The organism is Polaribacter sp. AHE13PA, from assembly GCF_019278505.1.
GTDB lineage: Bacteria > Bacteroidota > Bacteroidia > Flavobacteriales > Flavobacteriaceae > Polaribacter.
Map to the genome: position 1 here is coordinate 1768355 of NZ_CP058985.1, position 21015 is coordinate 1789369.

20 protein-coding genes are annotated in these 21015 nt (G+C 30.5%); 13 read left to right on the forward strand and 7 right to left on the reverse strand.

From position 1 onward, the window contains the following. Positions 1-46 precede the first annotated feature (46 nt). The 5 genes from H0I28_RS07675 to H0I28_RS07695 form a co-directional block, all read right to left on the reverse strand. A complete protein-coding gene (locus H0I28_RS07675) occupies positions 47-418 on the reverse strand; it encodes a glyoxalase (RefSeq protein ID WP_218753964.1) in 372 nt (123 codons plus the stop codon). Then, positions 411-890, reverse strand: coding sequence for a hypothetical protein (locus tag H0I28_RS07680; RefSeq protein WP_158838376.1), 480 nt, complete (start codon positions 888-890; stop codon positions 411-413). Before H0I28_RS07680 ends, H0I28_RS07675 begins: the two co-directional genes overlap by 8 nt. 109 nt (positions 891-999) lie before the next feature. Then, positions 1000-2187 carry an enoyl-ACP reductase FabV gene (gene fabV, locus H0I28_RS07685; protein ID WP_218755156.1) on the reverse strand — a complete coding sequence of 396 codons (1188 nt, stop codon included), beginning with the start codon at positions 2185-2187 and terminating at the stop codon, positions 1000-1002. 119 nt (positions 2188-2306) lie between these two features. After that, a complete protein-coding gene (locus H0I28_RS07690; RefSeq protein ID WP_218761271.1) occupies positions 2307-3251 on the reverse strand; it encodes a phosphoribosylaminoimidazolesuccinocarboxamide synthase in 945 nt (314 codons plus the stop codon). Positions 3252-3314: 63 nt separating this feature from the next. After that, positions 3315-4268, reverse strand: a complete 954-nt coding sequence (locus tag H0I28_RS07695) for a PhoH family protein (RefSeq protein WP_218730950.1) — start codon at positions 4266-4268, stop codon at positions 3315-3317. 129 nt (positions 4269-4397) lie between these two features. Between H0I28_RS07695 and H0I28_RS07700 the strand changes: the two genes are divergently transcribed. The 5 genes from H0I28_RS07700 to gldG all read left to right on the forward strand — a co-directional run bounded on the left by H0I28_RS07700 (position 4398) and on the right by gldG (position 8667). Further along, a complete protein-coding gene (locus H0I28_RS07700) occupies positions 4398-5258 on the forward strand; it encodes an S-adenosyl-l-methionine hydroxide adenosyltransferase family protein (protein WP_218730951.1) in 861 nt (286 codons plus the stop codon). Positions 5259-5262: 4 nt separating this feature from the next. Then, on the forward strand, positions 5263-5559 hold the full coding sequence (locus H0I28_RS07705; protein WP_218761272.1) for a putative quinol monooxygenase: 297 nt from the start codon (positions 5263-5265) through the stop codon (positions 5557-5559). 26 nt (positions 5560-5585) lie between these two features. After that, positions 5586-6113, forward strand: coding sequence for a GNAT family N-acetyltransferase (locus H0I28_RS07710; RefSeq protein WP_218761273.1), 528 nt, complete (start codon positions 5586-5588; stop codon positions 6111-6113). Between the two features lie 198 nt (positions 6114-6311). After that, positions 6312-7028, forward strand: a complete 717-nt coding sequence (gldF, locus tag H0I28_RS07715) for a gliding motility-associated ABC transporter permease subunit GldF (protein WP_218761275.1) — start codon at positions 6312-6314, stop codon at positions 7026-7028. After that, positions 7021-8667: a gliding motility-associated ABC transporter substrate-binding protein GldG gene (gldG, locus tag H0I28_RS07720; protein WP_218761277.1), complete on the forward strand. Its 1647-nt coding sequence runs from the start codon at positions 7021-7023 to the stop codon at positions 8665-8667. Before gldF ends, gldG begins: the two co-directional genes overlap by 8 nt. Positions 8668-8770: 103 nt before the next feature. Here gldG and H0I28_RS07725 read toward each other — a convergent pair whose 3' ends face one another. After that, positions 8771-9532 (reverse strand): NAD(P)-binding domain-containing protein, encoded by a 762-nt coding sequence (locus H0I28_RS07725; RefSeq protein WP_218761279.1) that lies wholly within the window; start codon positions 9530-9532, stop codon positions 8771-8773. Between the two features lie 128 nt (positions 9533-9660). Here H0I28_RS07725 and H0I28_RS07730 point away from each other — a divergent pair, with 128 nt between their 5' ends. The 3 genes from H0I28_RS07730 (at position 9661) to H0I28_RS07740 (ending at position 12717) form a co-directional block, all read left to right on the forward strand. Next, positions 9661-10506: a DUF2911 domain-containing protein gene (locus H0I28_RS07730; RefSeq protein WP_218761281.1), complete on the forward strand. Its 846-nt coding sequence runs from the start codon at positions 9661-9663 to the stop codon at positions 10504-10506. A gap of 117 nt (positions 10507-10623) precedes the next feature. After that, on the forward strand, positions 10624-11889 hold the full coding sequence (locus H0I28_RS07735) for a chloride channel protein (RefSeq protein WP_218761283.1): 1266 nt from the start codon (positions 10624-10626) through the stop codon (positions 11887-11889). Between the two features lie 201 nt (positions 11890-12090). Then, positions 12091-12717 carry an HPP family protein gene (locus tag H0I28_RS07740; protein ID WP_218761285.1) on the forward strand — a complete coding sequence of 209 codons (627 nt, stop codon included), beginning with the start codon at positions 12091-12093 and terminating at the stop codon, positions 12715-12717. Between the two features lie 7 nt (positions 12718-12724). On the opposite strand, the gene H0I28_RS07745 is transcribed toward H0I28_RS07740, so the two are convergent. Then, complete coding sequence (locus tag H0I28_RS07745) at positions 12725-13129, reverse strand: DUF2721 domain-containing protein (RefSeq protein ID WP_166383078.1); 405 nt, start codon at positions 13127-13129, stop codon at positions 12725-12727. Between the two features lie 106 nt (positions 13130-13235). On the opposite strand from H0I28_RS07745, the gene trmD reads away from it, so the two are divergent. The 5 genes from trmD to H0I28_RS07770 all read left to right on the forward strand — a co-directional run bounded on the left by trmD (position 13236) and on the right by H0I28_RS07770 (position 20842). Beyond that, on the forward strand, positions 13236-13919 hold the full coding sequence (gene trmD / locus H0I28_RS07750; RefSeq protein ID WP_218730960.1) for a tRNA (guanosine(37)-N1)-methyltransferase TrmD: 684 nt from the start codon (positions 13236-13238) through the stop codon (positions 13917-13919). Between the two features lie 230 nt (positions 13920-14149). Continuing rightward, positions 14150-14503: a 50S ribosomal protein L19 gene (rplS, locus tag H0I28_RS07755; RefSeq protein WP_068450019.1), complete on the forward strand. Its 354-nt coding sequence runs from the start codon at positions 14150-14152 to the stop codon at positions 14501-14503. Positions 14504-15227: 724 nt separating this feature from the next. Next, positions 15228-17453, forward strand: a complete 2226-nt coding sequence (locus H0I28_RS07760) for an NADP-dependent isocitrate dehydrogenase (RefSeq protein WP_218761287.1) — start codon at positions 15228-15230, stop codon at positions 17451-17453. Between the two features lie 149 nt (positions 17454-17602). Then, positions 17603-19981 carry a TonB-dependent receptor gene (locus H0I28_RS07765; protein WP_218761289.1) on the forward strand — a complete coding sequence of 793 codons (2379 nt, stop codon included), beginning with the start codon at positions 17603-17605 and terminating at the stop codon, positions 19979-19981. A 30-nt stretch (positions 19982-20011) separates the two neighbouring features. Beyond that, complete coding sequence (locus H0I28_RS07770) at positions 20012-20842, forward strand: DUF4249 family protein (RefSeq protein WP_218761291.1); 831 nt, start codon at positions 20012-20014, stop codon at positions 20840-20842. Positions 20843-21015: the final 173 nt, after the last annotated feature.

A 21015-nucleotide genomic window follows, 5' to 3' on the forward strand; every position in this document is an offset into this window, starting at 1 on the left:
ACTAATTAATATTATGACAAAAAATTAATTAGTCACTTTATTATTTTTACACAACTTCCAAAATACTATCTTTTAATCTTTGCGTAACAATCTGTAAAATTCTTCTATTAATTTCTGATGCATTATCAGCATAAAAAGTAAATTCATCCGAAGAAAAATGACCAATAATTATCCCTAAAGTAAAGTTCTTATAATTATTATCCGTTTTAAAAACAGAAGTAATTTTACTTCTTCTTTTCTTATCAGTTAAATCAGTAAAATCTACTTTTCTTTTTATAAGATGGTGCTTAAATGAACTAATCAACAAACTGTGCTGCATTTTTATTACAGGTCTTAATACTTCATTCTGAAATTTTTCCATTTCAGAAGTTCCTTCATTCACTAAATCCGTTAATACTGGTCTCTCTTTTTTATTCATCTAATAATTCGTCTAATTCTAGTTGATAATCATACTGTAAATCTTCGTGTAACGTAGCAATTGCTTTTTTAATTAAAACCACTTGCCTATCAAAAGTTGCAACTAATCTTACACTCCCTTTCATAGACGGTTTAAACTCTTTTAAACAACGACAAAAATGGAGCAATAATGCTACTTCTGTTTCTTTCTTTTTAGAATACCGAATAAATTTTTTATTGAGTGTTAAAATCTTTCGAACACTTTTTCTAATATAGAAATAACTCTTTGTGTTAATCTCAGAAAACAATACTTCGTTTTGATCTTTTACACTTTGTATGTATTGTTCTTCGTCATGAGATTCAAACAACAAATACGTTAGTAATTCTTTATTCTCTTTTTTAAATTTTGATAAATGCAAACACAACTCTTTCAACTCATTGGCAGATTTATGAGAGAGTTCGTCTTTTAATTGTTTTACAGTTACTGCTTTCATCAACTTTAATTTTGTACAAGATAAAAAAAACCTCACAATAGTTGCCAAATAAATGCAGCATTAACTGTGAGGTTTATATTTATGTTTCCGCTATCGCGGGATAAGAATCTTACTGAATACTTGGTACGTTTACAACTTCATTTACATCAGCATCATAATCTACACCACCAACTTTAAAACCAAAAAGGTTGTAAAAATCGTTGCTATAACCTTCTAAATCTCCAATTTCTGATAAGTTTTCTGTAGTTGCAGTTTCCCAAAGCTTGTTAACTTCTGCTTGTACATCTTCTCTCATTTCCCAATCGTCAACTCTAATTCTTCCTTTTTCATCCAAAGCTAAATCACCGCCAAATAAACGTTCACTATACAAACGTTGAATTTGCTCAATACAACCTTCGTGAATTCCTTTTGCTTTCATCACTTTATATAATAATGAAATATATAAAGGAATTACAGGAATTGCAGAACTTGCTTGTGTAACTAATGCTTTATTTACAGAAACATACGCTTTACCACCAATCGATTTTAAATCGTCTGTAATTGTAAAAGCTGTTGCTTCTAAATGATCTTTTGCAGCTCCAATAGTTCCGTTTCTATATACTGGTTTTGTTACTTCTGGGCCAATATAAGAATAAGCAACTGTGGTAGCTCCTTCTGATAATAAGTTTTCAGATTGTAATGCGTCCATCCACATTTTCCAATCTTCACCACCCATTACGTTTATTGTGTTTTCTACATCTTCTCCTTCTGCAGGATTGATAGAAATTTCTGATACTTTACCTGTATGGAAATCTACTGTTTTATTAGAAAAAACATCTCCTATTGGTTTTAAAACAGATTTATATCTTTTTCCTGTTGTTGGATGTGTTCTTACTGGTGATGCTAAACTGTAAATCACCAAATCAATCTGACCTAAGTCTTCTTTGATTAAGTTTACAACTTGCTCTTTTATCTCGTTAGAAAAAGCATCTCCATTAATACTTTTTGCATATAAACCTGCAGCAGTTGCGTGTTTTTCAAAAGCAGCTGTATTATAAAAACCTGGCGAACCTGGTCTTCCTTCTGTTGCTGGTTTATCAAAGAAAACTCCAATTGTAGCAGCATCAGAACCAAATGCACTAGATATTCTTGAAGCCAATCCGAATCCTGTAGAAGCACCAATTACTAGTACTTTTTTTGCGCCTTCAATTTTTCCTTTCGATTTTACATATTCTATTTGATTGATCACGTTTTGCTCACAACCCGTTGGGTGCGATGTTAAACAGATAAATCCTCTTGTTCTTGGTTCTATAATCATGGTTGTTGGTTTTAAAAAATTCGTCATTACGAGGAAGCATGACGAAGTAATCTTTTATTTATAATTAAAATAATCAGATTGCCACGTCGTTCCTCCTCGCAATGACGTAAATTTATGTGTTATTTTAAAAATTGAAGTACATTCTCCTCAATTCTATTTAATACATTCTCTGTGGAAGCCTTTACAAAAGTTTCTCCTGTAATTTGTTCGTATAATTCTATATATCTGTTAGAAATCTCGATGACTTTATCATCTGTCATTGCCGGAATTTGTTGTCCGTCTTTTCCTTGAAAACCGTTTTCAATTAACCACTGACGTACAAACTCTTTAGACAATTGTTTTTGCGCTTCTCCGCTATCTTGTCTTTCTTGATAACCATCAGCATAAAAATAACGAGAAGAATCTGGTGTATGAATTTCATCAATCAATACAATTTTACCTTCTTTCGTTTTCCCGAATTCGTATTTAGTATCTACTAATATCAACCCTCTTTTAGCAGCAATTTCTGTTCCTCTTGCAAATAAAGCTCTTGTATAGTTTTCTAATACAATGTAATCTTCTTCAGAAACAATTCCTTTTGATAAAATATCTTCTCTAGAAATATCTTCGTCATGCTCTCCGTTATCTGCTTTTGTAGATGGCGTAATTAAAGCTTCCGGAAATTTATCGTTTTCCTTTAAACCTTCTGCCATGGCAACACCACACAAAGTTCTTTTACCTAATTTGTATTCACGCGCTGCGTGACCAGACATATAACCACGAATTACCATTTCTACTTTAAAAGGCTCACATAAATGACCTACGGCAACGTTTTCATCTGGATTTGCAATTAACCAATTAGGAACAATATCTGCGGTATCATTCATCATTTTTGTTGCAATCTGATTTAAAATCTGACCTTTAAACGGAATTTGACGTGGTAAAACAACGTCGAAAGCAGACAATCTATCTGTTGCAATCATTACCAAAAGGTCGTCATTAATATTATAAACTTCTCTTACTTTCCCTATATAAACAGACTTCTGCTTAGGAAATTGAAAATTAGTATTGTTAATTGTATTCATTATATGTTATGTTGTTGTGGCCGCAAAAATAAACTAAAGACTAGTTACTAACAACTAAAATTTTTATTCTGTTTCTATACTCTTATATGCACTAATTATTTTCCTCACCAATCGGTGTCTTACCACATCTTTATCGTCTAAATATACCTGAGCAATTCCTTCAATATCTTTTAATGCTAATAAAGATTCTTTTAAACCAGAAACTTGCTTTCTTGGTAAATCTATCTGACCAGGATCTCCCGTAATAATAAACTTTGCACTTTTACCCATTCTTGTTAAAAACATCTTCATTTGATTATGGGTTGTATTTTGCGCTTCATCTAAAATTACAAATGCATTGTCTAAAGTTCTACCACGCATAAAAGCCAAAGGTGCAATTTGAATCACTCCTTTTTCTATATAAGATTCTAATCGCTCATGCGGAATCATATCTCTTAAAGCATCATACAAAGGCTGCATGTACGGATCTAATTTCTCCTTTAAATCTCCAGGAAGAAATCCTAAATTTTCACCAGATTCTACCGCAGGTCTTGTTAAAATTATTCTTCTAACTTCTTTTTCTTTTAAAGCTTTTACAGCCAAAGCAACTGCTGTGTATGTTTTCCCTGTTCCTGCAGGTCCAACAGCAAACAACATATCGTTTTTACCCATAAGAGTAACCATTTTACGTTGGTTTTCGGTTTGTGGCTTTATCAGCCTTCCGCTAACTCCATGTACCAAAACTTCTTTAGCGTTTTTAGCCGCAGTTGTTTTTTCTTCATTTCCGTTAGACGTTAGAATTTGTTCAATACTATTTTCATCTAACTTATTGTATTTATTATAATACTTTATCAAACGTTCTATTCGAATTTCAAACTCATCTAAAATTTCTGGTTCTCCATAAATTTTTAATTTAGATCCCCTAGCAACGATTTTAATTTTTGGAAAGTATCTCTTTAATTGTTCAATAGTACTGTTTTGTGCTCCGAAAAAATCTTTAGGACTAATTTCTGTAAGCTCTATAGTGCGTTCGTTCAAATGATTAATTTTTATTAATAAATTACATTTATATTTCAACTAAAAATAACCAATAAATTTTTTAAAATGATTAGATTTGCGTAAAATAATTAACAACTTTTACACAATTAATTAACAGCCCATTTTTTAATGTCTATAATCACTTTAACAACAGACTTTGGCACAAAAGACCACTTTGTTGGCGCTGTAAAAGGAGCTATTTATTCTGAATTACCAGATGCTAAAATTGTAGATATTACACATGAAGTATCTCCTTTCAGTATTACTGAAACGGCTTATATTTTAAAAAACTCTTACAAAAGTTTCCCTAAAGGTACCATACACATTGTTGGTGTAGACTCAGAATTAAGTGATAACAACAAACACATCGCCATAGAATTAGATGGTCATTTTTTTGTATGTCCAGATAACGGTTTAATCTCTATGATCGCTTCGGAAATTCAACCAAGTAAAATTGTAGAAATCAATATTCATGATAGAATAGAAAGTAGTTTTCCTGTTTTAGATGTATTTGTACAAGTAGCCTGTTTTATTGCTAGAGGAGGAAACTTAACGGTTATTGGTAAAGAAATTCCTGAATTTAAAAAGATTGTAGAAATTCAGCCAAAGACAAATCAGCAGAAAAATCAAATTTCTGGAGGCATTATTTATATTGATAATTACGGAAATGTAATTACCAATATCAGTAAAAAAATGTTCAAAGAAATAGGCAAAGGAAGAAATTATATTGTGCATGCAAGAAAACATTCTTTTACAAAAATATTCACTAAATATAATGAAGTAGTAAGCAATGAATCTTACACCAACCAGCAATATGAAGGTCATAAATTGGCTATTTTTAATTCTGCCGGTTATTTAGAAATTGCAATTTACCGAAGTAATTTAGACACAGTTGGTGGTGCATCTACCCTGCTAGGTTTAGGCTATAGAGATGCTATAATTATCGATTTTATCGATGACATAAAACCAGATTTCACTCACTTAACCTAAAAACATGTTTGTTAGAATTGTAAAATTAAGTTTTCATACCAAAAACATCGTAGAGTTTTTATTAATGTTTGAAGAAAAAAAAGCATTAATTAGAGCTTCTAAAGGTTGTAACTTATTAGAATTATATCAAGACAAAACAAATCCTGAAATCTTTTTCACTTACTCTTATTGGGAACAAGAAGAAGATTTAGAAAATTACAGAAACTCAGCTCTTTTTAAAGATGTTTGGGCAAAAACAAAAGTGTTTTTTAACGATAAACCACTAGCATGGAGCGTTGATAAAAAAGTGAGCTTACAATAAAAAATTAAGACAAATATAAATAAATAATGGATTTCGATTTTACTACTTTTCCTGTTTTAGAAACAGACAGATTAACATTAAGAGCAATAAACTTAGAAGATGCAAAAGCAGTTTTTGGTTTAAGAGCAAACAAAGAAGTTAATAAATACATACAACGTGAGTCTCTTAAAAATCTTTCTGAAGCTAGAGCTTTTATAGACCAAGCCACTAATTTAGTAGCGGACAACAAAGGGATTTTTTGGGTTATTGAATCTAAAAACAGTGCAGAATTACTAGGTACAATTGGTTTACGTAATTTTGATGTTGCAGAAAATTATGCAGAAATCGGGTATGAAATTCACCCAGACTACCAAGAAAGAGGTTATATGACTGAAGCTTTTGAAGAAGTATTAGAGTATGCTTTTGAAAAAATGGAATTAAAAAGCATAGAAGCTTTTACACACAAAAATAATCTTGCTTCTATTACGTTGTTACATAAACTAGATTTTGATTTGCAAATAGACAGAACAGATGAAGGTTTTGAAGACAATAGAATTTATAAGTTAGAAAAATAGAAACTAGAGATCAAAATAAAGAGTCTTCGACAAGCTCATGCAGACATCAGAAATATTAATTGGTTATTGAATTTAATTTAGTAACATCTTAAAAACTAAGAACAATTAAAAAACAATGTCACACTGTGCTTGTCGAGATACTTTTGACAAATAAAATTAGAAATACAAAGAACCAAGTAAACGCATAAACATTTTACATTGATAGCGATCTTAAAGAAGGAATTCAACTCATTTTTTGCAAGCCCAATTGCCTATTTAGTTATTGGTGTTTTCTTATTGTTAAACGGTTTGTTTCTGTGGGTTTTTAAAGGCGATTTTAATATTTTAAACGCAGGTTTTGCAGATTTAACCTCGTTTTTCTTCTTAGCTCCTTGGGTCTTTTTATTTTTGATTCCGGCAATTACCATGAAAAGTTTTGCTGATGAATTTAACAACGGAACCATAGAACTCTTAAAAACAAAACCAATTTCCGATTGGCAAATTGTACTCGGTAAATTCTCGGCTTCCCTCCTATTAGTTTTTGTTGCTTTAATACCCACGCTAACCTATATTTATACGATTTATCAATTAGGAAACCCTGCCGGAAACATCGATTTTGGTAGTACAATTGGTTCTTATCTTGGCTTATTATTCTTAGCCGCAACCTATACTGCTATTGGTTTATTTACATCTACACTTTCTAAAAACCAAATAGTAGCCTTTATATTAGGTGTTTTTATCACCTTCTTTTTATTTTATGGTTTTGATGTAATTTCCGATTCTATCGGTAATAATTTAACCCTAAAAAAAATGGGATTAAACGAACATTTTAAAAGTATTTCTAGAGGTGTAATTGACACACGAGATATTGTATACTTTTTAAGTGTTACTCTTTTCTTTTTATTCATCACTAAAACACGTTTAGATAATGAATAAAAATATAAAAAATAGCATCCTTATAATTGCTGGATTGATTCTCTTAAATGTGATCAACCAATCATTTTACAAACGTTTCGATTTAACAGCAGATAATCGTTACACGCTTTCTGAAACTACAAAAAACATCCTTTCCAAAGTAAACAATCCTCTATTTGTTACCGTTTATTTAGAAGGAGATTTTCCATCAGAATTTAAAAGATTACAAGCAGAAACAAGACAGTATTTAGAAGAGCTAGCCACTACTAATTCTAACATCAGAATTAATTTTGAAAACCCAGATAATCAGCGAGAAGAGTTGATTAAAAGAGGCATGTTACCTAGCCAGTTAACCGTTGAAGAAGATGGTAAATTATCTGAAGCTATTATTTTTCCGTTTGCAGAAGTAGTGTACGGTAAAAAATCTACCGTTGTTTCATTATTGCCAAATGCCATTGTAGCATCGCAAGACGAACAACTGCAAAAAGCCATTGAAAACTTAGAGTATAGTTTTTCTAACGCCATTAATTCTGTTACTCAAAAAAAACAAAAAAGTGTGGCTGTAATTACTGGAAACGGAGAATTACAAGACATTTATCAGTATAGTTTTTTAAGTGAAGTTGCTAAGAAATATAAATTAGCAAAATTTACATTAGACTCTGTAGAAATCAATCCACAGCAAACTCTAAAAGATTTAACGTCTTTAGATTTGGCTATTATTGCAAAGCCAACCGAAAAGTTTACAGAGAAAGAAAAACTGACTTTAGATCAATTTATCGCCAATGGCGGAAAAACATTGTGGATGTTAGACAATGTGCAAGCAGATCAAGATAGTTTATTCAATTCTGGAAAGATGTTGGCGTATCCAAGAGATTTAAACTTAACAGACATGTTGTTTTCTTACGGAATAAGAATTAATACCTCTCTTATTAAAGATTTATTTGCTGCTCAAATCCCTTTAGCAACGGGTAAAGTTGGAAATCAAACGCAGTTTAAAAATTTAGATTGGTTCTTCCATCCGTTGGTTGGTGGAAATCCAAATCATCCAATTACAAAAAATGTTTCTCCTGTTAGATTGCAATTTGTAAATCAGATAGATACTTTAAAAAACAACATTAAAAAAACACCTTTATTATTAAGTTCTACTTTAACGAAAATAATTGGAACTCCTAGCTTTATTGAACTACAATCTATTGCTGATGAAGTTATTGAAGATGAGTACAGAAGCGGAAATCAATTAGTTGCAGTTTTACTAGAAGGTAATTTTAAATCGGCTTATAAAGACAGGGTAAAACCTTTTGAAACCAATCTTTTTAAAGAGCATTCGACCAACAATAAAATGGTCGTAATTTCTGATGGTGATATTGGAAAAAATCAGATTTTAAAAAAGCAACCGTTCGATTTAAATAGAGATAAATGGACAAATCAACAGTTTGGTAATAAAGATTTCCTTTTAAATACTGTCGATTATTTACTAGATGATGCAGGCTTAATTCAGCTTAGAAACAAAACTTTACAAATTAGAATATTAGACAAACAAAAAGCGTTTAAAGAACGTACTTTTTGGCAGTTTTTAAATGTGGTTCTACCATTAATCCTTTTATTTGCCTTCGGATTTGTTTTTAATTATTTGAGAAAGAGGAAGTATAGTAGATTATAAAACAGCGTTTTACGGAGAAAAAACGCAGAGATACGCTGAGATTTTTTTGAGAACGAAATACTTACCTGTATAACGACTATCAATTCGAAATGACATTAACGCCCTATATATCTAACAAGTCATCATGAATAAAAGTATAACCTAAAACTTCTTGGACTTTTTTAGAACTGATAATTTTCCATTCATAGACTTCATTATCTTCAAATTCTGGCATTTCAAAATCGTTACTTAATTTTGCTATGGTATAAAATTCTCTTCTAGTTGGATGATGATTAGAACACGCATTAAAAGTTTCGTTCCAACAATCTTGTGCTATAATTTCATGAATAATTTCTATACAATCTTCTTTATGAATCATATTTACAACCCCCTTTGGTTGCGGAATTTTTCGTCCATTTTTAAACCAATTATAAGGTTGTCTAACATCACCAAATAAACCAGCAAAACGAATTATTGTGGTTTCAAAAAAAGTATTATCTCTAAATAAATTTTCAATTTCTGTTAGCGGTGTATTTAAAACAGCATCCTCTTCCGTCATTACTTTATTTATTCTACCATAAACAGAAGTAGAACTAATAAAGATCACTTTTTGAATCGGAGAGTTTTCAATTTGAGATATTAAATTTTCAAAACCATCCACATCTTTAGAAGTTATAGCAATGATTAAAATATCTGTATGTAAGAAATCATCATACTCTTCAAATTCAGAAATATTTACAATATAAGGTTCTATATGATTCATCTCTATAAGTTCTAGCTTCTCTTCGCTCGTAGTAGAACCTTTTACAGCATACCCTTCATCCAACAAAGAAATCGCTAAAGATTTCCCTAACCAACCACAACCTAAAACACTTACATTTCTCATAAAAAACCACTTTTTAACGCTATAATAATAACAAATATACAATCCCTTTTTAAGGTTTTGTTAACAATTCTATTTATTTGAAGTTGTAATTTTGAGTATCAATAAAATCACAAAAAAAATCACTAATTATGAATAGAATTATTTTATCTTTATTTATCGTAGTATTTACATTAACTGTAAACGCACAAATTACTACACCACAACCAAGTCCATTACAAAAAATTGAGCAAATTGTTGGTTTAACAGATATTACTGTAGAATACTCTAGACCAGGAGTAAAAGGAAGAACAATTTTTGGAGATTTAGTTCCATTTAATGAAGTTTGGAGAACTGGAGCAAATGCCAATACAAAAATTACATTTTCTACTGATGTTACTATTGATGGGAATAAAGTAGAAAAAGGAAGCTATACTATTTTTTCTATACCTACAGAGAAATCTTGGGATATTGTAATATATGAAGAAACAAAAAGTGGAACTCCAAAAAAATTAGACGAAACTAAAATTGTTGCAAAAGTGAATGTTGCAACACAAAATATACCAATGGTAATTGAAACTTTTACCATTAGTTTTGATGATATGACCACTAATACGGCTGTTTTAGGAATTATGTGGGAAAACACCTATGTAGGTTTTAAAATTGAAACACCAGTAGAAGAAATGGTTTCTAACCAAATTACAGCTGTTATGAACGGACCTTCTGCTGCTGATTATTATGCAGCTGCATCTTATTATTTAGAAGCAGATAAAGATATTAAAGAAGCACAAATTTGGATTGACAAAGCTATTGAAATGACTGCTGAGTCACCAAAATTCTTTTATGTTCGTAAACAAGCATTAATTCATGCAAAAGCAGGAGACAAAAAAGGAGCTATTAAAGCTGCAAAAGAATCTCTAAGACTTGCTAAAGAAGCAGGAAATGCAGGTTATATTAAAATGAATACAGCATCTTTAAAAGAATGGGGAGCAATGTAAATTGTTTTTCTTTTTAATAAAACTTAAAATCTCAAGCTTTCACTTGAGATTTTTTGTTTCCATACTATTTTCATCTAATTTCGCCACCTATTTTATACCTACAAATCGATACTCAAAATGAAAATTAAGAGAAAATTAATTTCATATTCTAACCTACTAGACCAACCCATAAAATTTAATCCATTTGTTTTTAATCGTACCTTTTTACTTTGGGCGCTCGTAGGATTAATTGGTGGTGTAATTGCAGGAACCTATTGGGTTGTTTTAGAGTTTTTAATTCATAAAATAGCTTTTTTTGATGGTTGGTTGGTAATTCCTACCATGGCTATTTGTGGTTTGTTAGCAGGGTTAATCATACATTTTATTGGAGACCCAGGAGAGATTGATTTAATTGTAGATAATATTCGTTTTAACAAAGGAAAATTAACTCCTAAAAACAACCCTTCAATGGTACTTTCCTCTCTACTTTGTGTAGCTTCTGGCGGAAGTCTTGGTCCGGAAGCACCTTTAGTACAGGTAACAGGTTCTACAGGTACATGGTTAGGAAAAATATTTAGATTAAAAGGAGAAGAACTTCGGTCTCTAAGTATTGCTGGTATGGCTTCTGGTTTTACAGCTTTGTTTGGAGCACCTTTAGGAGGAAGTTTATTTTCTTTAGAAATATTACATCACAAACACGCAGTAGAATACTACAAAGCAATTATGCCTGCTTTGGTTGCTAGTTGTTTTAGTTATATTGTTTTTTCATTAATTATACATTTAGGCTTAGGTGCTACTTGGACTTTGCCTACTTATCAATTTTCTGGAACCTTTGATTTTGGTATTGCCGTTTTATTAGCAATAGCTGCCACATTAGTGGGATGGATATTTATATATTGTACAAAGTTTTTAAAATCTGTTTTTAAAAAGATCAAAGTAGCTATTTATATTAAAACCTTAATTGGTGGGATACTACTTGGTATCATTTCTTATTATTTTCCTTTAACAAGATATTTTGGACATGAAGAAATTAACTCTTTGTTAAACAATGATTTCCCTATTAATGCTTTATTTTTAATACTAATTTTTAAAATCTTAGCTATTTCTGTAACCGTTACTTCTGGTTGGCGAGGTGGTTTTATAATACCATTGTTTTTTGTAGGCACAACATTAGGTTTGATAATTCACCATTTTTTTCCATCTATAAATGTTTCCTTAGCAATTATTTGTTGCATGGCAGGTATAAATGCTTGCGTAACAAGAACACCAATGAGTACCACAATATTACTAGCTACATTAACAGGTTTTTCTTATTTCATACCCATTCTATTTGCTAGTTTAACAGGTTATTTTTTAGCACCAAAAACTGCATTTATTGGTTCTCAAATGGATAAAAAAGAATAGTATTTAAAGATTAGTAATAAACTGACGAGAACGTTTTATTTTTTTCAAGAAATAAACGTGTTACCTATAAATTGACAATTAAAATCTATTTAAGCAACATTCTTTTTGGTTATTCGTAAATATTTTAATCAACTTTATTATCCACTCTTTTTGCCATAACTTCGTCCGCTGTTTATCTACAAAACTGAAAAGAAAAAATAGATGGTACAAAAAAAAATAAAAAGAACGTACAGGCTAACTAAATATATAATCTACAAAGAAACTTTGATAGATTATAAAGAGAAATTTTGGTCGTTTATTGGTGCCTTTATTGGTATCGGAATAATTGCTTTTATACAATCTCTATCATTCACTAAAGTAGAAAACATTTTTTTAATTGGTTCTTTTGGTGCTTCAAGTGTATTAATTTATGGGGCAATACAGAGCCCTTATTCACAACCAAGAAACCTTATTGGTGGACATTTATTATCTGCTTTTGTTGGAATTAGCGTTTTAAAAATTTGTCCAGATATTATTTGGATCTCAGCTCCTTTGGCTGTTTCAGCTTCTATTATACTAATGCAGTACACTAAAACATTACATCCTCCAGGAGGAGCAACTGCCTTAATACCAATTATAGGAACAGAAAAAATTACTTCTTTAGGGTATTTTTATATGCTATCACCTGTTTTAAGCGGTGTTTTAATACTATTGATTACAGCTTTAATTTTTAGCAACATGACCAAAAACAGAAGCTACCCAACAAATAAAATGTCTACACGAATATTTAAAACAAAAAAACGTTTGGCAAAAATACTTCCCAAGTTTGGGGAAAGTAAATTAAAGTGATCTCTTTTTATTTTTCTAAATGCTCTTCAATATCTTCAATATGATGTTGCAATGCCTGTATAGAAATCTGTAATTCCTTTATCAACAACCCAAGAGAAATAATTAATAAAATTAATGCAAATCCAAATACCCAAGCTGCTACTATATTTAAACCTATGTATATTAAAAACATAGTTACCACACAAAATAACAAACTAGAAATTCCGAATATTTGCATCCATCTTGTTAAGTTTAAACGTAATTTTAAGTTCTTAATTTGTCTTAATAATGAAGTATCTTTCTTCTCTAAATAAATATCATGTAAATTTCTTATCACCGCCGCATATGCCAAAAATCGATTGGTATACGCAAGCATAATTAAAGATATTGCAGAAAATAAAAGCGCCGGTGTTGTTAAAGTTAGTTCTTCCATATTGCCAACAAATTTAAGAAATAATGAACATCTAATAAGAAATCAAGCACTATTTTATTACTAAAACAGGTATTAAAAAATCCAACAAAAATAGTACATTTGCGGCATGCGTATAGATATTATTTCAGTAGCCCCAAATTTATTAGAGAGTCCGTTTAATCACTCAATTATTAAACGTGCAAAAGACAAAGGTTTGGCAGAAATTATAATTCACGATTTACGTGAATATGGTTTGGGAAATTACAAACAAATAGACGACACCCAATTTGGAGGTGGCGCTGGTATGGTTATGATGATTGAACCGATTGCAAATTGTATTAAAAAATTGCAAGCAGAAAGATCGTACGATGAAGTTATATATATGACTCCAGATGCAAAAACATTAAATCAATCTACCGCAAATACACTTTCATTAAAAGAGAATATACTTATTTTAACAGGACATTATAAAGGTGTAGATCAAAGAATACGAGACAAATACATAACCAAAGAAATTTCTATTGGCGATTATGTATTAACAGGAGGAGAATTAGCAGCTGCCGTACTAGTAGATGCTGTTGTTCGATTAATTCCGGGTGTTATTGGAGATGAGCAATCTGCACTTACAGACTCTTTTCAAGACAATTTATTATCGCCACCAGTATATACAAGACCTTCGGAATTTGAGGGAATGAAAGTTCCTGAAGTTTTATTGTCTGGCAATTTTCCAAAGATTGATGACTGGAGAAGCGACCAAGCTTATAAAAGGACAGAAGAAATAAGACCAGATTTACTTGATGAAACTTCTTAAAGAAGTATTATCAAAATACTGTTTAGCCATAAAAAGTACAATCTCTTATTAAAATTAATAACGAAGCGTCTATAATTTTTTAGCTTTACTATTGTGCTAATTATCAGGTTAAAAAATAATTAGTTTTTATTTTCTGAACAAAAAATAATGACTACTTTTGCAACCGCTAAATTAACCTCTGACGAAAAAATCGTGAACGTTGTTTTACAAAACCAATTAAATTAAAAGATATGGAATCTTTAGTAAAATTTGTACAAGACGAATTTGTAGCAAGAAAAGAATTTGCAGAATTTGCAGCAGGTGATACAATCACTGTTTATTACGAAATTAAAGAGGGAGAAAAAGTACGTACTCAGTTTTTTAGAGGTGTAGTTATTCAAAGAAAAGGAGTTGCAGCTTCTGAAACATTTACAATCAGAAAAATGTCTGGTACTATAGGTGTAGAAAGAATTTTTCCTGTAAACTTACCTTCTATTCAAAAAATTGAAGTTAACAAAAGAGGTAAAGTACGTAGAGCTCGTATTTTCTACTTTAGAGGTCTTACTGGTAAAAAAGCTAGAATTACTGAAAAAAGAAGAAAATAATCTCTTTTTACTTAGATTTAAAAAAAGCGTTGTGAGAAATCACAACGCTTTTTTAGTACACAAATGTTAATAACTACGGTTAACAGATTGTTAACAACAAAAATGTTAAAAAAGAAATATATCTATAAAAAAACTATATATTTATAATATAATTTACAAGTTAATTATTAAATGACATGTAAATACATAAAGTAACGTTCTTTATAAAATATTGTTAATCAGAAAAACTAAATTGAAACTTCTATTTATTTGAAAGAATAAATAGAAACGTAAACTAGATTTATTCATTGTGTAAATAGTTCTTAAATCTAAAAATATTTATTTTTGATGGTTACAATTGAAACATTAATAAAAATTTTAAAAAAGTAGAATGCTTAATTAAAATTAAGGATGTTTTAAAAACTGAAATAGCAGTAGGTAATCTCTTTTCTATAGAGATATAAAAGGAAACTTTTATTTGATATTGTAGCAATACAAACAGTACTAAAACACTATTTCGAAGAAGCCATATCATAACAAGAAATTGTATGATATGGCTTTTATTTTGTTTTAAACTCACATTCTTACCAATAGACTTAATTTATTATTAAAAACGCACAAAAACAACATAATTAATAATAATTAATCAACAAAAGTATCATTATTAATTCATAAATTTGTTCCACTTTTTTTTACGAAATGCATTTCGTAGAAAACAAAATAACATATAAAAATATATCTCAATATGAGTAAAATAGCTAAAATTGTTTACACAAAAACTGATGAAGCTCCTGCTTTAGCAACACGTTCATTCTTACCTATCGTAAAGGCTTTTACAAAATCTTCTAATATAGAAATTGAAGTAAAAGACATCTCTTTATCTTCAAGGATACTTGCTAATTTCTCAGATTATTTAAAACCAGAACAACAAGTAGAAGATGCTTTAGCTTTTTTAGGTGATTTTGCAAAAAACCCAGAAGCTAACATTATTAAATTACCGAATATTAGTGCCTCTGTACCTCAATTAAAAGAAGCGATCTCTGAGTTACAAGAAAAAGGTTTTGCCCTTCCTAATTATCCAGATGAAATTAAAACAGACGAAGATAAAGCTGTTTTAGCATTATACAATAAAGTAAAAGGTTCTGCTGTAAACCCAGTTTTACGTGAAGGAAACTCAGACAGAAGAGCTCCTAAAGCAATAAAAAATTACGCTCGTAAAAACCCACATTCTATGGGTGCATGGTCTTCAGATTCTAAAACGCATGTTGCAACCATGACTGAAGGTGATTTTGCAAATAATGAAAAATCTTTAACTATAAAAGATGCAACATCAGTAAGTATTGTTCATACATCAGAAAAAGGAGCTAAAACCGTTTTAAAAGAAAATTTAGACCTTTTAGACGGTGAAATTATAGATGCTACTATAATGAGTAAAAAAGCATTAATTTCTTTTTTAGAAGAGCAGTATGAAGATTCTTTAGACAAAAATGTATTGTTTTCTTTACACATGAAAGCAACTATGATGAAGGTGAGTGACCCTATCATTTTTGGTCATGCAGTTCGTGTTTATTTTTCAGATTTATTTAAAAAGCATGGAAAAACGTTTAAAAAAATAGGTGCAGATGTAAACAACGGATTAGGAAATTTACTTTCTAAACTAAGTGAATTACCAAAAGAAAAACGTGATGAAATTAGACAAGAAATAAGATACGCTATAGATCATGGTCCAGAATTAGCAATGGTAAACTCTGACAAAGGAGTTACAAACTTACATGTACCTTCTGATGTTATTATAGATGCTTCTATGCCAGCTATGATTAGAACTTCTGGACGTATGTGGAATGCTGATGGAAAATTACAAGATACCAAAGCAATTATTCCTGATAGTGCTTATGCGGGTATTTACTCTGCAACCATAGATTTCTGTAAAAAACATGGTGCTTTCGATCCTACAACTATGGGAACTGTTCCTAACGTTGGTTTAATGGCACAAAAAGCAGAAGAATATGGTTCTCATGATAAAACTTTCGAAATTGCTGCTGCAGGTAAAGTAGCTGTAGTAGATGCTTCTGGAAAAAAACTTTTAGAGCATAAAGTTGAAGAAGGTGATATATGGAGAATGTGTCAAGCAAAAGATTTACCAATTCAAGATTGGATTAAATTAGCAGTAACAAGAGCAAGAGCTTCTGATACTCCTGCTGTTTTCTGGTTGGATAAAAACAGAGCACATGATGCAGAAATTATTAAAAAAGTAAAAAAATATTTACCAGAACATAACACTGAAGGTTTAGATATTAGAATTTTATCACCAATAAAAGCTACTGAATTTACTTGCGAAAGACTTATAAAAGGAGAAGATACTATTTCTGTTTCTGGTAACGTTTTACGTGATTATTTAACAGATTTATTCCCTATTTTAGAAGTTGGTACTTCTGCTAAAATGTTATCTATTGTTCCATTAATGAATGGTGGTGGATTGTTTGAAACTGGTGCTGGTGGTTCTGCACCTAAACATGTTCAGCAATTTGTTGAAGAAAACCACTTACGTTGGGATTCTTTAGGTGAATTTTTAGCTTTAGCAGTTTCTTTAGAACATTTAGGAACAGCAAACAATAACTCTAAAGCCTTAATTTTAGCTGAAACGTTAGATGAAGCTACAGATAAATTCTTAGAGAATGATAAATCTCCTTCTAGAAAAGTTGGTGAAATAGACAACAGAGGAAGTCATTTTTACCTAGCTTATTACTGGGCACAAGGTTTAGCTGCACAAGATAAAGATGCTGAATTAAAAGCTACTTTTACTAAAGTTACTGCAGAATTAAAAGATAATGAGTCTAAAATTATAGCAGAATTAAACGAGATTCAAGGAAACGCTGTAGAAATGGGTGGTTATTATTTACCAAACGAAAATTTAGCAGATGCTGCAATGCGTCCTAATGCTACTTTAAATATTATTTTAAACGCTATTTAGATTTCTAAATAACATATTTTTAATAAAAGCCGATGTTTTACATCGGCTTTTATTGTTTATAATTCTTATATAAAAAAAATAGTTTTTTCATTATAATAAAAATTAGATTTGTATTTTTGTTTATAATTTAAATTAAATCATTAAACAAAATGTTTCTTTTAAAAAAAATCTTCTTTTTTGCAATCTTAGTAAGCTTTAGTGCTTTAAGTCAAGAAAGGCATACCATTAGTGGTACTATTTATGATGATAGTAATAACGAAACTTTAATAGGAGTTTCTGTATATTTTCCAGAATTAAACTCAGGTACTACCACCAATCAATATGGATTTTACTCCATTACGCTTCCAGAAGGCAGTTACAAAATACAAGTCAGTTACTTAGGATATGCTACCACTATTGAAAACGTTGACCTCAATGAAAAAGTGACAAAGAACTTCAAACTAAAAGAAGAATCAGAAAGTTTAGACGAAATTATTATAGAAGGAAATGTAGAAAACTTAAATGTTAAAACGCCTCAAATGAGCGTTAACAGACTTACATCTGCTACTATCAAACAAATACCTGTAGTCTTAGGAGAAGCCGATATTATAAAATCTTTAATCTTATTACCCGGAGTAACAAGTGCTGGAGAAGGCGCATCTGGTTTTAACGTGAGAGGTGGCGCTGCTGATCAAAACTTAATTTTATTAGACGAAGCGATCGTTTTTAATTCTTCACATTTATTCGGATTCTTTTCGGTATTTAATCCAGATGTTATAAAAGACGTAAAATTATACAAAGGAGGAATTCCTGCCAAATACGGAGGTAGATTATCGTCAGTTTTAGATATTTATCAAAAAGAAGGAAACAGTAAAGAGTTTAAAGTTACCGGAGGAATAGGTTTGGTATCCTCTAGATTATTAATAGAAGGACCTATAAAAAAAGAAAAAGTATCTTTCTTAGTTGGTGGTAGATCTTCTTATGCACATTTATTCTTACCATTATTTGATATGGATAATACCGCATATTTTTACGATTTAAACACCAAAGTAAATTATAGAATTGATGACAGAAATAACGTATTCTTTTCTGGATATTTTGGAAAAGACGTTTTTGGAATTAGCGATAGTTTTGTAAATACTTATGGAAATAAAGTTGCCAATGTACGTTGGAATCACCTTTTTTCTGATAAACTTTTCTCTAACCTATCTGTTATTTATTCTGATTACTTTTATGGATTAACCCTAGATTTTGTTGGTTTCGAATGGGATTCTGGTATAACAAACTATAACCTTAAATATGATTTTAACCATTACATCAATAATAAATTTAAGTTGAGTTATGGAATAAACAACATTTACAACAAATTTAATCCAGGTGAAATTAAACCAAACAGAGAAGACTCAGGAATTTTAGCAGAAAAATTAATTGATAAATATGCAAACGAATTTGCCGTTTATATAGATGCAGAACATAAAGTTAGTGAGAAATTAAGACTGCAATACGGACTTCGTTTTAGCAACTTTACAAGGTTAGGACAAGATGAACTAAATGTTTACACAAATAACCAAGCTGTACTTTATAATAGTGAGTTTAAAAAATACGAATCTGCAAATGCGATTGCTACAGAATCATTTAAAAGAAGTGATGTAATTACAAGTTTCAATAACTTTGAGCCAAGGGTTTCTATGTCTTATATTTTAGATGACAACACTTCTATAAAAGGGAGTTATAATAGAATGGCACAATATTTACATTTATTATCTAACACCTCTTCTCCTACTCCTCTAGATGTTTGGGCGCCTAGTGGGAAGTATATTAAACCTCAACTCTTAGATCAATACGCTGTTGGATATTTTAAATCTCTAAAAAACGGTGATTACTCAATAGAAACAGAAGTTTTTTATAAAGACATTCAAAATAGAATCGATTATATAAATGGCGCTAATTTAATTGCCAATAATGAAATTGAAACGGTAATTTTAAACGGAAAAGCTAGAGCTTATGGCTTAGAATTATTGCTTAAAAAAAATGCAGGAAAATTTAAAGGTTGGTTTTCTTACACCTTATCTAAATCTGAACAACAAACCCCTGGTAGAACAGCTGTTGAACCCGGAATTAACAGCGGAGAATGGTACAATACCGCTTATGATAAAACACATGATTTTTCTATTAATGGAAGTTACGACTTTAATGAAAAATGGAAATTCAACGCAAACTTTGTTTTTCAAACAGGACAACCTACAAATTATCCGGTTGGTCAATACGAATACCAAGGATTAAATGTGCCTATTTATGATGATAATAGAAGAAATGCAGACAGATTACCTGCGTATCACCGACTAGATATTTCTGCAACGCTAACTCCAGAAAAAAACAAGTTTAGAAAATGGCAAGGAGAATGGGTTTTTGGAATTTACAACTTATACGGTCGTCAAAATGCAGCGTCTATTAACTTTACACAGAACAGCGAAACCTATAGAAACGAAGCCTTACAAACCTCTATTTTTGGTTTAGTTCCTTCTGTTACTTATAATTTTAAATTCTAAACCCTTTAGAGGTTATTAAGTATTATTCTTATGAAAAATATAAAAATTATTATCGTTCTAATGATCATCTCTTTTTCAAACTGTGAAAAAGTGGTAGATATTGATGTTCCTTCTATTGAACCAAAATTAATTATAGACGCTTCTTTTGAAGTCTTTTTTGATGAAAGTCCTGTTGTGGCAAATACCACTGTAAAACTAAGTTTATCTGCAGATTATTTTGATGATGAAATTCCGGCTGTTACAAATGCAGTTGTTACTTTAACCAACTTACTAGACAATGTTGTAATTCCTTTTGAAGATGTTAATTCCGATGGAAATTTTACACCCATAAATTCTTTTATTCCTGCGAATGATACAGAATATGAATTAACTGTAATCTATGATAATGATATTTATAAAGGGAAAGCGACTAAGGTAAAATCTACCATTATCAATAGTATTACTCAAGGTGATGAAACTCTTTTTTCTGATGATCAAATTGAGTTAAAGATTTTATTTTCGGATGATGAAAACGAAGAGAACTATTACGTTTTTAATATTGACACCTACAATTTTGTTAATATAGAAGATACTTATTTTAACGGATCTGATTATAATTTTTCCTATTTCTATGAGGATGAAAATATTGAACTTCCTAAAGAAATAGCTATTAAGTTATCTGGAGTATCTAAAGATTACTACACTTATTTTACCATATTATCTAGTCAGAGTGGAGAAAGTGGTGGTGGCCCTTTTCAGTCTATTCCATCATCCTTATTAGGAAATATTGTGAATACTACTAACGATGCTAATTTCCCTTTAGGTTATTTTCATATTTCGGAAACAGACACGTACAACATAAATTTAGTAGAAAAAGAGTAATTTATTAGTATTATTCTTGGCGCTGCGTTAGGGATTGAAACGGCATCCTTTTTTAGATGATCGGACATCCCTATTGTACGTATATAATACAACTGTTATTGCCCTTGCGGATATTTACTTAAAGCTAAGTCTAAAAAAGATATAGTGTAAAGCCCGTTAAAACGCCCAAAAAC